Origin of the sequence: Erythrobacter sp. SD-21 (genome assembly GCF_000181515.1) — a bacterium.
Lineage (GTDB): Bacteria > Pseudomonadota > Alphaproteobacteria > Sphingomonadales > Sphingomonadaceae > Qipengyuania.
Genome location: NZ_ABCG01000004.1, coordinates 42205 through 57278, shown reverse-complemented (window position 1 = coordinate 57278; position 15074 = coordinate 42205). Strand labels below are relative to the sequence as shown.

The following is a 15074-nucleotide window of genomic DNA, read 5'->3' as shown; positions in this document are numbered from 1 at the left end:
TCGGTTCGTCGCAAGCGGGGCTCGCTTCGTCGGCTATAAGCCCAATAAACCGGACTGGCATCCCAGTTACTTGCTGCGATCCTCGGGTAAGGAGACCTTCGACCAGTCATCCGTCACATGACAACGCTGGCAATCGGTCCCGAATTCCCCGCGGTGGACGTCATCGCGGCGGTGACAATCGGCGCAAGTCGCTGATAGTTCGGCCGGGTCCCCCGCTCTCGCGTGACAGGACCCGCACACCAGCCCCTTGTGCTTGCCGGTGAGGGGGAATTGCGTCTGCGTATCGTGATTGAAACTCCACGCCTTCCAGTCGTTGGCGTTGTGGCAATCGCCGCATTGCGCGGGCGTGCCGAGACGGCCTTCGTGGTGCTCGTCCACATGGCAATCGGCGCATTGCGGCCCCTTGACGGTGAATGTCTGGTCCGCGTGGCAATCCGTGCAATCGATATCGGCATGCTTGCCAAGTAGCGGGAAACTGGTCAGCGCATGGTCGAAGCTGATGTTGGTAGTCCAGTCATTAGAATCGTGACAGCGCCCGCATGAGGGGCCCAGTTCCGCCTTGTGGACGTCGTCCTCATAGTGGCAGGAGGCGCACTCCGGCACGAGCTTCACCTGGTCCGAGGCCTCTACGTGGCAGTCCTCGCAGCGCGCCTCCGCATGCTTCCCGAGCAAGGGGAAGCCGGTCATGGTCGCGTGGTCGAATTCCACCGCTTCCCAATCGGTCTCCGTATGGCAGCGCGCGCAATCGGTGCCGTTGCCGCCCTTGTGACTGTCGTCCTCCTCATGACAACCGAAACAGGTGGTCGGCGGGGCGGCAACCCTTGGTGGCTGGACATGGCAGCTCTCGCAAGTCGCCTGCCGATGCGCCCCGCGCAGGGGGAAATCGGTCAGCCGGTCGTGATCGAACTGGATCCGGGTCCAGGATCGGGGCGTGTGGCAATCCTCGCACTGCTTCCCGTTGGCGCCCTCGTGGGAATCGTCCTTCTGGTGGCAACCGTAGCAAGTCGTCGGCGGGTTCTTGATCGAATTGTTTGCCCCGTGACACGAGGTACAACTTGCCTGCGCATGCGCGCCGATAAGTGAGAAGCCTGTCGTGTCATGGTCGAATTTGACCTGGCGCCAGGACGACGTCGTATGGCAGCTCGAACAATTGGTTCCGCGCGATCCATTGTGGGCGTCGTCCTGCTTGTGGCAGCCATAGCAACTGGTCGTCAGCCCCTCCCATCGCTGGCCCTTGTGGCACGACATGCAACTCGTACGCGAATGCGCGCCGGTGAGGGGATATCCGGTCTTGGAGTGATCGAAGGGCTTCAGGGATTTCCAGTCGGAAACCTGGTGGCAGTCCTGGCAGCGCGGTCCGAGGCGGCCCTTGTGCGGATCATCGCTTTCGTGGCACCCGCGACAGGTCGTCGGCGCGAGGCGATAGGCTTTCCCTCCCGTGTGGCACGAAGCGCAAGACACCTTTGCATGGCCGCCCCGCAGCGGGAAATCGGTGAGGTCGTGATTGAAGCTTCGCGTGTTGAGGCGGACGATGTCGAAGCGCCGGCCCTTATGCTCGGTATGGCAGCTCTTGCAGGTGCTGCGCCGTGCGTTGGAACTGCGCCCGTGATAGCCTGCACCGGCCCGGATGTCCGACGCGACATCGGTGTGGCAGGCGAGGCACTTGGAGTTCTGCGCCTCCTTGCGGAAATTCGTGTGGCACGAGTTGCAGCTGTCCTCGAGCTTTGCGTGCGGCTGCGACAGGGGGCCGGGCGTAACCAGCCGCTCGATGATCGTCTGTCCAAGGGCCGGCGCTGCGACCATCAGCAGCAAGAGAGCAATAAAGGCGCGCAGGCCGCGCATCAGTATTGGTGGACCGCGACGATGTGGAGAGTGACTGCTGCGACCAGCAGGATGAAAAGCGGCAGGTGCAGATAATGCCAGAATCGCAGGAGACGGCTGTAGAAGGCAAAGCTCGAAGCGCGCCTGGTCGCACGGAAAAAGTCCTCCAACCCCTGCAGCAACGCCTGCCGATGTTCCGCGTCGGGGTCCTGCAACTGCCTTCGCACCTCGCGCCCGATAATCAGCGATCTGAGACGCAGGCTCACGAAGGATCGGGCGCCCGCCCAGAAGGATTTCCCCGAAGCGATGGCGCGGTCCTCGAGATCGTGCAGCGTATCCATGATATAGCTGTCGCCGATATGCTCGTGCTCGAGATCGTCGAGCAATGCATCCATTTCTCTTTTCAGGTCTCGGATGGCGATGGTCCGGGTAGAATAGCCCCGGTGAACCCGTGAATAGAGAAAGCGGCCGATTAGGCCGCTCGAGGCAACGATGATCATCGCCCCGAGCGCCGTCGCGCTGTTCAGCGAGCCCCAGCCGAAACGCGAATGATAAAGGATCGTCACAGGGCCCAGCAGCCCGAGGAGCATGTGAAAGCGGAACCAGAACCCGACCGATCCCAGACTGCGCAGCTTGGGATTGCGCTTGCGCAAGGGATAGATGAGCAGGATCAGCATCATCGAACTGCCGATTATGCCAAGCCAGTATCCGATCCCGTCTTCAGGATCGAGCCTCGGGTCGTCCCTGTTGATGAAACCATAGATCAGCGCCGCGAGGACGCCGGCGAGGACAAGGACCGAAAGCACCCGCTCCAGCTGCCCAGGGCGCAGGCGTAGGCGACGAATACCGCGAACTGGCTGGGTCGTTATCGTATCCATGGAGGCAAATTAGGCTCCTTCTGAGCATCGCGCGACCGCAGCGCATTTACGTAACGACCAATCATCACGCAAGTTTTCGGATATTTCATGGCCAAGAATGTGCGCGTTAGTATAGTGCAGGCCAAGTGGCAAAGAGCCAGAAGCGGTCGCACAGTGTAGGAATTGGGAGATGTGGAGTGCTAGCTACAATCCTGACCGCCCTTGCCGGGATCGCCGTCGGCATCGTCGGCATGCGCCTATGGCAACAAAGCCAGACGGCTAGTGCGAATGCTTCCTCGGACGGGGGAGCCGGTGTCGATACGCCGAAGCTGAACTTCGACCGCACGCGCGTGCTGTTGATCGGGGCCGGGGTGCTCGTCGCTGCGACTCTGGCCGTCCTGCTCATCAAGCCCGACGACGACGGCACCGGCGCAGCGCCGGGTAGTGCGATCGCGCTCAACCAGAACAGCCAGCAACTTGAAGACGTCGACACCATGATCGAACGGCTTGCCGCCCGGCTCGAGGCAAACCCCGAGGACGGTGAAGGCTTCCGGATGCTGGGCTGGTCCTATCTCATGACCAACCGGCCACAAGAGGCGATCGCTCCTTTCGAGCGCGCGATAGAATTGCTGCCGCAGAGCGCTGCGGCCCGGTCTGGCTATGGCGAAGCGCTCGTGGCGCTGGCCAAGGGAGAGGTAACGCGCGACGCCCGGCAGGCCTTTGAGCAAGCGCTGGCTATCGACCCCACCGAACCGCGCGCGCGCTATTTTCGCGGGCGCTTGCTGGCGCAGCAGGGCCGGCAGCAGGAGGCGCTCGACCTGTGGATCGACCTCGCCAACTCCGCCTCGCCCGACGCCCCCTGGCAGGCCGACGTACGCCGCGACATAAACCAACTGGCGGGCGAACTCGGTACGGATGTCTCCGGCCGCCTCAACGCCAGCCCCCCACCGTCCATGACCGGTCAGCCGCCGGCGCTCGATGCGGCAACCGTGCAGGCGGCAAACTCGCTCCCGCCTTCGGAACAGGAAGCGATGATCGAGAAAATGGTCGAGGGCCTTGCTACGCGCCTCAAGTCCAATCCCGACGATCCCGAAGGCTGGGCGCGTCTCATCCGGTCGCGCATGGTCCGCGGACAGGCCGAGCAGGCGAAGGCCGACCTCGCCACTGCGCGAAAGGCGCTGGCAGGCAACAGTCAGGGCCTAGCCCTCGTCAACGCGACCGCGAGCGAGGTAGGAGTTCCCTGACCGCCATGCCGACCTGGCAACTCGAACTCGTCTATCTGGTCCCGCTGTTCCTGATATGGCTTGTGTGGAGCCTCTATAAGCGAAAGCGGTCAGCCAAGGCGCGTGCGATCCTGGAAGACAATCTCCAGGCGGGGCTCGCGCATCCGCCTTCGCTCCATCCATTAATCAACCCCGACCTGTGCCTTGGCTGCGGGGCCTGCGTCATCGCTTGCCCTGAAAAGAAGATCCTCGCCCTGATCGACGGCAAGGCCGCACTGGTGGAGCCGACCTCCTGCGTCGGGCACGGCGCGTGCCAGGCCGCCTGCCCTTTCGACGCCATTGATCTCGTCTTCGGAACCGAGGAACGCGGCGTCGACATCCCGCCGCTCTCCCCCGAGTTCGAAACCAACGTGCCGGGCATCTTCATCGCCGGTGAACTGGGCGGGATGGGACTGGTCAAGAACGCCATCGAACAGGGACGCCAGGCGATCGGCTTTGCGGCCCAGAAAATCGCCAGCCTGCCCAATGCGCCCGGGCATCATGACATCGCCATCGTCGGCAGCGGCCCGGCGGGCATTTCCGCAGGGCTCGGCGCGATCGAACGCAAGCTGGACTACGTGCTGCTCGACCAGTCGGACCTCGGCGGCACGGTGGCGCAGTTCCCGCGCGGGAAAATGGTCATGACCTCGCCCGCCGAATTGCCGATCATCGGAACGGTAAAATTCGGCGAGGTCCAGAAGGAAGAGCTGATTTCCTTCTGGCAGGGCGTGGTCGAAAAGACCGGTCTCCAGATACGCACCGGCGTCAACGTCGAGGCCGTGCGCAAGACCGCGACCGGCTTCCGTCTCGAAACCAGCAAGGGCGATATCGAAGCCAAAACCGTCCTTCTCGCCATTGGCCGCAGGGGCACGCCGCGCACGCTGGATGTGCCAGGAGAAAAGCTGCCCAAGGTCGTCTATCGCCTGATCGATCCCGAACAATATGTCGGCGCCAAAGTGCTAGTGGTGGGCGGCGGCGACAGCGCGCTGGAGGCCGCGATCCAGATTGCCGAGCAGAGCGACACGAAGGTCACGCTGTCCTACCGCTCCGACGCTTTCGCCCGTGCCCGCAAGAAGAACCGCAACCGCTTCATCGAACTCGTCGAGAAAGGCGTGATCGAACAGCGGCTGAAGAGCCAGGTCGCGGAAATCCGCGAAGACGAAGTGGACCTGACCACCGAAGACGGTATCGAGACGCTGGCCAACGACTACGTCATCATTTGCGTGGGCGGTATCCTGCCAACCGGCTTCCTCAAGGAATCCGGGATCGAAGTCGAAACCAAGTACGGAACCGCCTGAACAAGGAATTTCGACAGTCTTGGCCCGGGTAGCAATTGTTTCCTCTCCTGCGCTTGGTTAGGTTCCGCAGAGCGCGGGCTATGTCGCGCAAAACGGAGGGACGCAGATGGGCTGGTTTCCAAGCAACTGATCGATGTGCTCGAATGGGAGGAGAAGCCCGGCCAGCTGGCGTGGCGTTTCCCGGTCGAGGATAACGAAATCCAGTACGGCGCGAACCTGACCGTGCGCGACGGGCAGCAGGCAATCTTCCTCGACAACGGAAAGCTCGCCGACAACTTCCAGTCCATTCGGCCAACTCCATTGTAATTTTTTTGTACGCTGCTATATAGAAATTGCCTAGCGTCGTTTGCGACGGATTATGATTGCCGCAGTTTGCGCCCAAGCGCGATATCGGCACCACTTCCATTACATGGAGCATGGCTCCGCAGCGGAATGTGTCCGTGCGGATGATTTTTCGTACGCAAGGAAAACCGATTGGCGAAGGAAGAGCTCATTACGATGGAGGGTGAGATCGACGAGATCCTGCCCGACGGACGTTTCGGCGTCACCCTCGATAATGAGCATCGTCTGATCTGTTACACTGCAGGCAAGATGCGTCGCTATCGTATCCGATCGGTCGTAGGAGACCGCGTACATGTCGAGATGACGCCATACGATCTGACCAAGGGTCGGATCGTCTTCCGCGAACGAACACCCGGGCAAGGACCCGCTGGTGCTCGCAAGCGCGGATACAGGCGCTGAGACTGACAAGAAGGCGGCGGGCAGGACCTGCCGAACATAAGAATAATGAATGCATTGAACCTGCGCGATACGTCGCGCCCTAAACTTTCGCTGCGCTATGGCGCAATCCATGCACAGCGGGCGGACCGGGATCGGACAAATCCCAGTCACATGCCGACCGCCGAGCTGCGACGTCTTGTCGCAACGATGATCGACTGAGCGACATACATAACTCGCGGCCATGCCTCAGCATTCCCGCCACAGCCGGAGAACTGACATGGACCTGAACCTGCAATATGCCGAGCACCAGCGAGCCCTTATGGGTGCTGACGGCGCCGCAAACCATGACGATCGCTTGGCCAAACTGGCGAAGGCTTCTCGCATCGCGGGTCGTATCAGCGACTTCCAGCATGGACTGGGCGCTGCCGCAGCCTGTGCCTGGAGCAAGTCCCAGTTTCCAACTCGGTTCTGACAAAAGCGGGCTCCGAAGCGATCGTCTAGTTCGCACGAAGCTCGCCCGATCAAATCTGCTCACGTTAAATTTCGACGGATATCGACGCCTGGTTAGGAAACCGGAGAATTCCGGTTTTCGCGCCTTGAATATGACGAACTCCTTTCAATTGACGACTTGACGCACAACCTCGGTTCGCAATCTCGCGCGCCGAACACAACCGTTTCTTGAAAGGAAGCGAATATGACTACCGGTACAGTAAAATTCTTCAATGGCGACAAGGGTTATGGCTTCATCCAGCCCGATGACGGCTCTGCCGACAGCTTCGTCCACATCTCAGCTGTCCAGGCGGCAGGCATGACAACGCTCGATAAGGACCAGCGCCTCAATTACGAGGTCGAGACTGGCCGCAATGGCAAGGCCAGCGCCGTGAACCTGTCCGCCGCCAATTGAGAGGTTTCTTGCTCCGGATTGCTTTCAAATGTGGTCCGGAGCTCCCGGTTTTGACCTTTAGGAGTGACGGCAATATCCCAAACCTACGATTTTCAGGTCGCGCAAGCAGACGCGGCTGCGATAGAGGCCGGAGAGGCTGCACTGGAGAATGCCAGGCTGCGCGCACTTCGGTCTGAAGCTGCGTGGCGCGAAATGGCTGACCGCACTCTAAGAATGCAAAAGGAGCGCGAGAAAGCTCGTCGGGCGCGGGAACTCCAAAGTTTCGCGATGCTAGAGCCGGAAAGAAAGGCAGCCCCGTGATCCACGGCCACGTGCTTGTTATCTCCGGTAAGCTCCCTTAATTCAGTTAGTCTGCCTAAACTTGAGTGGAGTCGGTCATCGAAAAGTTGCAGACCGGTAATCCTCTCGCAGCCCCTTCTCACCCATTGTCAGAAAAGTATCTCGCAGAGGTCTGGCGTCGCCAGCAACAGATACTTGGTCGTGTGGCGCTTGGGGGCGACCGCGAACCTACTCTGCGACATAGTCCGCCTCGCCGAAGAACAGACCGGGGACGGCATGCTGGCCTCGATCCTTTTGCTGACAGAAGACGGGCAGCATCTCGAACTGGGTGGTGCTCCGAGTCTGCCCGACGAATACAATGCCGCGATCGAAGGGATGGCGATAGGAGACGGAGCGGGGTCCTGCGGTACCGCCGCCGCGACTGGCCAAGCTATCTTCGTCGATGACATCGCTACCGATCCGCTCTGGGCCGATTTTCGCGATCTGGCACTATCGCATGGTCTGGGCGCTTGTTGGTCGGTGCCGATAAAGGCGGGCGACGGCAGCGTGCTCGGCACTTTTGCGAATTACTATTCCGAACCCCGACAGCCCTCCGACCTTGATCGCGCCATCATCGAAGCGATCGCGCTAACAACATCGATCGCCGTCGAGCGGATGCGCCTAGAGCGGATGCGCAACCGTGCCGAAGAGGCCAAGGCGCTCATTCTGGAAGAACTTCAGCATCGCGTGAAGAACGCGTTCGCCCTCGCGCAGAGCCTTATCAACCTGAACGTGCCGGCGGCGCTGAGCGCCCGGGACCTGGCAGACAAGGTCAACGGAAAGCTTCGAGCGATTGCGTCCGCTCAAGATCTCATAATTATTCGCAACGCGGCCGGGCGTTCGGATGAAATGACATCAATCCATACGCTGCTAGCAACGATCCTTGGGCCATTGGGCCATGGGGATGCAGACGATCGCATTAGCCTGAATGGCGATGAACAGACGGTCGATGCCCAGTCGCTTTCTGGACTGGCCATGGTGTTTCATGAACTCGCCACCAATGCGATCAAATACGGTGCTCTGAAAGATATGGGTGGCAAGGTTTCGATCGATTGGCTGCGAACCGCGGAAGGTCTGAAAATCGAGTGGACCGAAAGTGGAGGCCCGACAACCACACCTCCAGAGAGCCAGAATTTTGGCACTCGCCTTGTCGCATCGACAATCCGCCAGCTCGGTGCGACAATCGACTATGATTGGCGAGCTGATGGCCTTGGCGTGACGATTATCTTGCCGCGCGCGTCGGTTGCCGAATAGGCCGCTCCAGCTTTGACCCTATCAAGGTAGCATTTCCTGTATCGCGGCGTGGACCGTAGCTCGCATATAAGGCTTCGAATAAAATCTCGAACCTTCGGGCAGCGCGTCCTCACCGAGCGCTGTTTTGCCGGACGTAACGATTATGCCGATCTCCGGCCGTGTCCGACAAACCTCATGCGCCAACATGATGCCATCCAGGTCTCCCCGCATGTCGACGTTGGTGAATAGGATACAAACACCATCGCCTGTCGTGAGCGTTTCGAGCGCCTCGCATCCGGTCGATGCTTCAATTACGCTGTAACCAAGACCCGTCAATTGATCAACGACATCCATGCGGATCAGAATTTCGTCCTCGACTACGAGGATGACGGCATCGGAAGAATGCATGGGGAACGTTCCTTCTGGGACAGCCCCTCCGCCTTCTGGAACGACATCCTTCGAGCGCCGGGGTTCGTGAAGCGGTTCCGGAACGGCTCACAGTGTGTTTGATTGCAGGCCGCAAAACGGGCGGCAAGAAATCGCAATACATGCATCAAATGTTATGGTAGGCAACTGCCTATCGCAGGGAACATCTAGCATCTGCGACAGAGAGACCGGTTTGTGCTCCCGCTTTTGAAGAGGAGCAAATCTTGGCCTGTCCGACCTTAGCCGTAAATTTCCCTATATCACGGCGCCCGCTGTGAGGCGTCCCAAGCCGAGCATTCGCCTCACGCCCGCAGCTTCGCGTCGCCAAGGCGAAACGGCTCGCATGGCGATGATGCTTCTTGGGAGAGAAGCGGCGATCGAATTCATGAACGCACATCACGATGATTTGGGAGGGCGTCCCATCGACTTGGCGATTGCGAGCGACGAGGGACGTTCCCGAGTTGAGCTGGCGCTTTCCGAGCGCTGCAACCCGTCGGGCGAACGCAGTATGCTTTAGCAAGTTTCCAGACAGCAGCAGCCCTGCACAAAGGCGACCCGAAGGGCGGCACTGCGACGTTCGTAGTGCCAACCTCGACTATAGGCCTCCGCGCCATTTCAGGGGCGGAGGCCTTCTTTACGGTCGCCCAAGATCCGCGTTAAGATCGGTAGTCAAATCTCGGTCTTCTCTGCGAGAGTGAGGGCGTCTTCTATATCGACGCCCAAATATCGCACGGTGTTTTCGATCTTCGAATGCCCTAACAGGATCTGGATCGCACGGATGTTTCCCGTGGCTTTGTAGATGATGGAAGCTTTGGTTCGACGAAGTGAATGGGTGCCGTATTCCTCTGGATTCAATCCGATGCTCTCGACCCATTCGTCTACAAGTCGAGCATACTGGCGTGTGCTTAGATGCCGCGTCTTCTTTCTCCCTGGCCGGATTGGCTTAGAAGAATGTCGGCTTTCAGAACCTAGGATATCAGATTGCTACATCTTGGATGGGGGCGCAAAGCGGTCACTCGCCGTCTTAATTTCCGAAGTAGGCCCTTAAAGCGTGACACAAATCTGCGAAAAGGTCACATCAAGGTTGCGACTGGGTCACGGTAAGGTTGTCCCAACAGCGGATTTTCGCTAATGGCGCGCCCGGCAGGACTCGAACCTGCTGCCTCAAGATTAGAAGTCTCGCGCTCTATCCAGATGAGCTACGGGCGCGCGCCCTGATCGCCATAACGCGACTTTGCCGAAGCGCCAATCGGCGATAGGCAGCGCGTTATGGAAAAAGCCCCCGACTTGGCCCAGCCCGCCCCGCCCCGATTCAAATATTACGACCTCGTGATGGCGGCTTTCGTCACGATCCTGCTGCTTTCCAACCTGATCGGGGCTTCCAAGCCCAGCTACGTCACCCTGCCATGGGTGGGCCAATGGTCCTTCGGTGCGGGCGTATTGTTCTTCCCGGTGAGCTACATCATCGGAGATATCCTGACAGAAGTGTATGGTTACGCCCGTGCGCGGCGGGTGATCTGGACGGGTTTCGCTGCGCTGCTGTTCATGGCCTTCATGGCCTGGGTCGTGGTGCAGTTGCCGCCGGCGGAAGGCTGGCCGGGGCAGGAATCCTACGAATTCGTCTTCGGCAACAGCTGGCGCATCGTGCTCGCCTCGATGGTGGCCTTCTGGGCGGGCGAGTTCGCCAACAGTTTCGTGCTTGCCAAGATGAAGGTCTGGACCGCCGGAAAGCATCTGTGGGCGCGCACAATTGGTTCAACCGTCGTCGGACAGGGGCTCGACAGCCTGCTCTTCTACCCGCTCGCTTTCTGGGGCCTGGCTGGCTGGCCGGTCGAGCTCTTGTGGCAGGTGATCCTGTCGCAATGGCTGATCAAGACGGCTTGGGAAGCCTTGCTGACGCCGTTGACTTATCTGGTGGTGAACAAGCTCAAGCGAGCCGAGGGTATCGAGATATTCGATACCGATACGGACTTCTCACCTTTCGCCAACTCGCAAGCCAGCCGATGAAAAAAGGGGCGGCCCCCGAAGGAACCGCCCCCAGATACCCCTGAAGACCGGGGGATCTAGAACTTCGCGCCGATCGCCACGCCATAGCGGCGCGGGTCGAGCGTGAAGATGTTGGTGAACAGGCCCGAGCTCGCATCTGTGACGTAGAGACCGGTCACCGAGTCCGAGTCGAAGATGTTCTGAACGAAGCCACGGATGTAGAATCGCTCGCTCGCATCGTTGAATTGGATTTGCGCATTCGCCTGGACGAAAGGCTCGATCCGGTTCACGTTCCCGTTAAAGACATTGCCATACTGTTCGCCGGTAAAGGCGACGTCGAAGCGCGGCACCAAGGTGGCACCTCCGCCGAACTCCGCAGTGTACTGCACGCCGACCGATGCCTTAGTGGTCGGCGCCTGGGGCAGCTTGTTGCCCTTCAGGTTGATTTCAACACCAGGACTGAGCACTTCGACACCACCAAAAACTTCGCCGATGGCGGCTGCCTGGTCCTCGAGCACGCTACAGATGCTGAATGCGCCGGTCGACGCAATCCCGCCATCTTCAGGGAAGGCAGTGGGGCCTTGCAGGCCAAGGCCCGGATTGACTGCAGCAACGAAGGCATTCGCACCCGCGCCGGTCACTGCGCACAGCGCACCATTGGTGATGTCCTTGATGATGACAGCGTCTGGATCGCCGCCACCCGGGTCGCGCGGATTCGAGAAGAACTGGTCACCCGCCACCTCTGCATTGAGGTAGCTGAAGTTCATATTGATCAGCCAGTTGTAGCTCGGGCTGATAATTCCCTCCAGTTCGACACCCCAGATATTGGCATCGATCGTATCATTGACCGAAGTACGCGCGATGATCCGGCTTAGCTGCAGGTCGGAATACTTGTAGTAGAACGCAGTAGCATTCAACTGCAGGCTCCCACCCCCGAAGGTGTTCTTCGAGCCGATTTCGAAAGCGTCGATGCTTTCCGAACCGAAGCTGTCGGCCACCTGGAAGATCGGCTGCAACGGCGGGTTGATACCGCCCGATTTGTAGCCACGCGAATAGGAGGCATAGAGATGGTTGTCGGGGGTCACTTCGAAGTCGACCACGAAGCGACCGGTTATCTCGTTGAAGCTTACCTCCCGCTCCTGGAAAGCCTCGCACCCGGCAACCGAGCCGATCGGACCGACCGGCGACCCAGCTGTACAGGGCGTACCGGGATCGGCATCGAAATCCGCCCCGAAGGGTGTTTCGAAGGGATCCGTACCGTACGGGACAAGGAAACTCGCCAGCGTGGAACGTGCGCGAATTGACTTGGTATCGTCATTGTAGCGCAGACCGCCAGTGATGCTCAGCCGGTCGGATACATCGAAATAGACCTCGCCGAAAATGCCGAAGCTTTCCAGTTTGAAGTCGTCGGTATTGTTTCGGAAGAACGAGGTTCCAAGATAGCTGGGGGGCAAGCCGCCACCGAGCGAAGTGAAGGATCCCAAGACCGAGCTGACATAGTCGATCGCGAAGGAGTTCACGAAATAGCTGTTTTCCAGCACCTTGGATTCCGCGTAAATCCCGCCGACAAGGAAATTGAAGGGCCCGTCGAAATCGGAAGAAAGGATGGCTTCGACCGAGAAGGATTCATTTTCCTGGTTCGAGCGGTCGAATTGCGTACCGTTCGGCGTGCAAACGCGTTCGCCACCGAAAGCGCCCAGATTGTTGAGGTTCGTATCGGAAACGCACAGGTTCGATCCGTCGAACAACGCATCTACGATCGGCTGGAAGTAGGCTCCTGTACCGGGGCCAGCTGCCCCGGCGGCGAAAGCCTGCAAGGTCGGAAAGGCAATAGCCGCATTGGGAATTGCACCGACACCGAGATTGTAGTCCTGTCGGGAATCAACGCTGGTTTCCTGATACGTGCCGGTCACGCCGAGCGTGAACGAACCGAAAACCTGCTCGAGATGAGCCTGCAGTTGCAATTCGTCGGCGAAATAGTCCGGAGTGAATTCGGTGTTCACCACGCGAACATCGGCAGGCTCTTCGAAATTCGCGTAAGCATCCGGGCCGTAGAGACTATTGAGACCGAAGGATGCCGGAATTCCGTTGATGGCAAGGAATTCAGACGAACCAAGAGTGCCCGTGAAGGTCGAATTGGAATTCGTTTTGGCGAAATCCCTGCGCGAGTTGAGGCAGCCGAGCACGCCGGTCGGGTCGCGCTGGCATTGCTGCTTCTGGATGCGAAGGCGATTATCGTCTTCACGGAAATAATAGCCCATCAGATCAATGGTAGTGTTCGCGCCGGGCTCGAACCTCAACGAGCCGCGGATCGCGTACATTTCGCGGTCGTCGATGTCGTTACCGTCGAAGAGGTTCTCGGTGTAGCCGTCCCGGTCCAGCCAGAAACCAGCGACCCGCACACCGATGGCATCACCGACCGGCACGTTGACCATACCCTTGGCTTTGAGCGAATTAAAATTACCATATTCGAATTCGGCAGCAGCGCCGAATCCCGAAAGGTCGGGCTTGGCGGTCACCACATTGACCACGCCAGAGGTGGCGTTGCGTCCGAACAAAGTGCCCTGCGGCCCGCGAAGGACTTCGACCCGTTCGAGATCGAAATATTCCGTTTCGAACAGGCGCGTGTTGAACAATGGTGCGGAATTGAGGTGGATGGCAGTCGCGCTGTCGCACGAGACGCCTACGCACAAGTCGCCGATGCCGCGGATCGTAAAGCTGGACGCAGTGAAGTTCGACTTGGTGAAGGATACGTTCGGAAGGGTGAGTTGGAGGTCGCTGGCATTCTCGATCTGCTGCGCTTCGAGCGCTTCGCTGTCAAAGGCGCTGACCGCGATCGGCACTTCCTGCAGGCTCTGGGCCTGGCGCTGCGCGGTCACGATGATGATGCGCTGGTTGTCGGTGGTTTCCGCGATGCCGGATTCGCTATCGTCTCCGGTGACGTCCTGAGCGTATGCCGGAACTGCAAGTGCACCGGCACAGATGCCGGCCATCAGGGTAGCCCTGATCCTCATAAACCCTCTCCTCATCCCCGGCCGCTCATGACGGCGGCCTGATGCGAAGCTAACACACATTCGTATGCGTGCAAGTTCTGGCGCAGGATTGTTACGCAAAAATGCGGATTTGCGACCACTTATTGCAGTGCAGCAATTTCACGAAATGCAACTGACGTTACGGCATGGCGGGACGCCAACCGGGTTCCTTTACGGCATTGCAGGTTTGGTCAGACGAGCTCGTGGCTCTGCGCGATCTGCGCAATACCGCGTCGTCCGCTCGAATCGCGCGACAATTGCACCACCACGTCGATCACGCTGGCCGCATAGGCGATGGTGTCCGACCGCGTCAGTCCGATCCCGGTCTGCATGACCATCAGCGGCAATTGCTCGAGCGCGCCGCGCAAGGAATTGGCATGGATGGTCGAGAAGCTGCCCGGATGGCCGGTGTTGATCGCGCGCAGGAAGCTCACGCTTTCCGCTCCGCGCAATTCGCCCAGCACGATGCGGTCGGGGCGCAGGCGCAGCGCGGCCTGGAGCAACTCGTTGGCGGTGACCTTGGCCTCGCCCAGCTCGCCCTTCACTGCGACGAGGCCGACGCCGTTCTCGCCGGGAAGCTTCAGTTCGGGCGTATCCTCGACCAGCACCACGCGCTCGTGCTTCGGGATCTCGCCGAGCATGGCGTTGAGGAAAGTCGTCTTGCCGGTGCTGGTGCCGCCCGAGACAAGGATTGTGCGGCGCTGGCGGATCGCCTCGCGCAGGAAGGCCACCGGCTCGGTCTGCGGATCGGGCATGGGCCCGGGCTGGGTTGGCGTGAGCGGACCTGTGTCATAGGCATCGAGCGGCAAGTCCAGCCGGCGGTGGCGGCGGATCGCCATGGCCCAGTGCTTGCGCGCGGCCGGGGGGCCGCAGAACTGGACGCGCGCACCGTCGGGCAGGGTTGCGCCCAGCAGCGGGTGTTCGCGGTTGATGCCCTGGTGGCTAACCCGCGCCACCTGTTCGGCAAGGCGCTGGATCAGGCGGTCGTCGATCTCGGGCCGCAGGACCTTCTGCATACCGCCGGCACCGGCGTCTTCGATCCAGACCTCACCGGGCCGGTTGACGAGGATCTCGGTGACCGTGTCGCGCTCCAGCCATTCGGCGAAGGGCTTGAGATAGGCGTCGAGATAGACGCTGCGCTCGCCATGCAGGTCGACGTTGGGCGCGTCCTCCTCCGGATGCTCATCCGGCAGGAAGGGGTGGATGTCCGCGGTCAC

14 protein-coding genes, 1 tRNA gene and 1 pseudogene are annotated in these 15074 nt (G+C 60.0%); 9 read left to right on the top strand and 7 right to left on the bottom strand.

Annotation, left to right across the window (positions count from 1 at the left end; translation table 11 throughout):
- Window positions 1-66: 66 nt before the first annotated feature.
- Both ED21_RS08075 and ED21_RS08070 read right to left on the bottom strand, forming a co-directional pair.
- Window positions 67-1842: a cytochrome c3 family protein gene (locus tag ED21_RS08075; RefSeq protein ID WP_006833379.1), complete on the bottom strand. Its 1776-nt coding sequence runs from the start codon at window positions 1840-1842 to the stop codon at window positions 67-69.
- A complete protein-coding gene (locus ED21_RS08070; RefSeq protein ID WP_156787408.1) occupies window positions 1842-2699 on the bottom strand; it encodes a hypothetical protein in 858 nt (285 codons plus the stop codon). The genes ED21_RS08075 and ED21_RS08070 overlap by 1 nt, the downstream gene beginning before the upstream one ends.
- Window positions 2700-2875: 176 nt before the next feature.
- Between ED21_RS08070 and ED21_RS08065 the strand changes: the two genes are divergently transcribed.
- From ED21_RS08065 to ED21_RS14710, 7 genes are all read left to right on the top strand, one after another.
- Complete coding sequence (locus ED21_RS08065) at window positions 2876-3922, top strand: tetratricopeptide repeat protein (RefSeq protein WP_006833377.1); 1047 nt, start codon at window positions 2876-2878, stop codon at window positions 3920-3922.
- A gap of 5 nt (window positions 3923-3927) precedes the next feature.
- Window positions 3928-5238 (top strand): NAD(P)-binding domain-containing protein, encoded by a 1311-nt coding sequence (locus ED21_RS08060; protein ID WP_006833376.1) that lies wholly within the window; start codon window positions 3928-3930, stop codon window positions 5236-5238.
- Window positions 5239-5373: 135 nt separating this feature from the next.
- The gene (locus ED21_RS15095) at window positions 5374-5544 is read left to right on the top strand and encodes an SPFH domain-containing protein (RefSeq protein WP_006833375.1); all 171 of its coding nucleotides are present in this window, start codon (window positions 5374-5376) and stop codon (window positions 5542-5544) included.
- A 168-nt stretch (window positions 5545-5712) separates the two neighbouring features.
- Window positions 5713-5979, top strand: a complete 267-nt coding sequence (gene infA, locus ED21_RS08055; RefSeq protein ID WP_006833374.1) for a translation initiation factor IF-1 — start codon at window positions 5713-5715, stop codon at window positions 5977-5979.
- A gap of 256 nt (window positions 5980-6235) precedes the next feature.
- The gene (locus ED21_RS08050) at window positions 6236-6430 is read left to right on the top strand and encodes a hypothetical protein (RefSeq protein ID WP_006833373.1); all 195 of its coding nucleotides are present in this window, start codon (window positions 6236-6238) and stop codon (window positions 6428-6430) included.
- 222 nt (window positions 6431-6652) lie between these two features.
- Entirely contained in the window at window positions 6653-6862 is a 210-nt protein-coding gene (locus tag ED21_RS08045; protein ID WP_006833372.1) for a cold-shock protein, read from the top strand.
- A gap of 480 nt (window positions 6863-7342) precedes the next feature.
- Window positions 7343-8434: a sensor histidine kinase gene (locus ED21_RS14710; protein WP_255347534.1), complete on the top strand. Its 1092-nt coding sequence runs from the start codon at window positions 7343-7345 to the stop codon at window positions 8432-8434.
- Between the two features lie 21 nt (window positions 8435-8455).
- Here the strand turns inward: ED21_RS14710 and ED21_RS08030 are convergent, their stop codons facing one another.
- Window positions 8456-8821 carry a response regulator gene (locus tag ED21_RS08030; RefSeq protein WP_006833369.1) on the bottom strand — a complete coding sequence of 122 codons (366 nt, stop codon included), beginning with the start codon at window positions 8819-8821 and terminating at the stop codon, window positions 8456-8458.
- 361 nt (window positions 8822-9182) lie between these two features.
- Between ED21_RS08030 and ED21_RS15390 the strand changes: the two genes are divergently transcribed.
- Window positions 9183-9356, top strand: coding sequence for a hypothetical protein (locus ED21_RS15390; RefSeq protein ID WP_006833368.1), 174 nt, complete (start codon window positions 9183-9185; stop codon window positions 9354-9356).
- A 152-nt stretch (window positions 9357-9508) separates the two neighbouring features.
- Here ED21_RS15390 and ED21_RS08020 read toward each other — a convergent pair.
- A pseudogene (locus ED21_RS08020) lies at window positions 9509-9757 on the bottom strand (tyrosine-type recombinase/integrase); the annotation flags it as partial.
- A gap of 214 nt (window positions 9758-9971) precedes the next feature.
- A tRNA-Arg gene (locus ED21_RS08015) sits at window positions 9972-10048 on the bottom strand.
- Window positions 10049-10108: 60 nt separating this feature from the next.
- Between ED21_RS08015 and ED21_RS08010 the strand changes: the two genes are divergently transcribed.
- Entirely contained in the window at window positions 10109-10846 is a 738-nt protein-coding gene (locus ED21_RS08010; RefSeq protein ID WP_006833366.1) for a queuosine precursor transporter, read from the top strand.
- A 56-nt stretch (window positions 10847-10902) separates the two neighbouring features.
- Here the strand turns inward: ED21_RS08010 and ED21_RS08005 are convergent, their stop codons facing one another.
- Window positions 10903-13839: a TonB-dependent receptor gene (locus ED21_RS08005; RefSeq protein ID WP_156787406.1), complete on the bottom strand. Its 2937-nt coding sequence runs from the start codon at window positions 13837-13839 to the stop codon at window positions 10903-10905.
- Window positions 13840-14048: 209 nt separating this feature from the next.
- A complete protein-coding gene (virB11, locus tag ED21_RS08000) occupies window positions 14049-15074 on the bottom strand; it encodes a P-type DNA transfer ATPase VirB11 (RefSeq protein WP_006833364.1) in 1026 nt (341 codons plus the stop codon).

What these genes read in the sequence shown, in the direction of transcription:
- ED21_RS08075 (WP_006833379.1), bottom strand. Translation starts at nt 1,842, where the DNA reads ATGCGCGGCCTGCGCGCCTTTATTGCTCTCTTGCTGCTGATGGTCGCA.
- ED21_RS08070 (WP_156787408.1), bottom strand. Translation starts at nt 2,699, where the DNA reads ATGGATACGATAACGACCCAGCCAGTTCGCGGTATTCGTCGCCTACGC.
- ED21_RS08060 (WP_006833376.1), top strand. Translation starts at nt 3,928, where the DNA reads ATGCCGACCTGGCAACTCGAACTCGTCTATCTGGTCCCGCTGTTCCTG.
- ED21_RS08050 (WP_006833373.1), top strand. Translation starts at nt 6,236, where the DNA reads ATGGACCTGAACCTGCAATATGCCGAGCACCAGCGAGCCCTTATGGGT.
- ED21_RS08045 (WP_006833372.1), top strand. Translation starts at nt 6,653, where the DNA reads ATGACTACCGGTACAGTAAAATTCTTCAATGGCGACAAGGGTTATGGC.
- ED21_RS08030 (WP_006833369.1), bottom strand. Translation starts at nt 8,821, where the DNA reads ATGCATTCTTCCGATGCCGTCATCCTCGTAGTCGAGGACGAAATTCTG.
- ED21_RS15390 (WP_006833368.1), top strand. Translation starts at nt 9,183, where the DNA reads ATGGCGATGATGCTTCTTGGGAGAGAAGCGGCGATCGAATTCATGAAC.
- ED21_RS08010 (WP_006833366.1), top strand. Translation starts at nt 10,109, where the DNA reads ATGGAAAAAGCCCCCGACTTGGCCCAGCCCGCCCCGCCCCGATTCAAA.
- ED21_RS08005 (WP_156787406.1), bottom strand. Translation starts at nt 13,839, where the DNA reads ATGAGGATCAGGGCTACCCTGATGGCCGGCATCTGTGCCGGTGCACTT.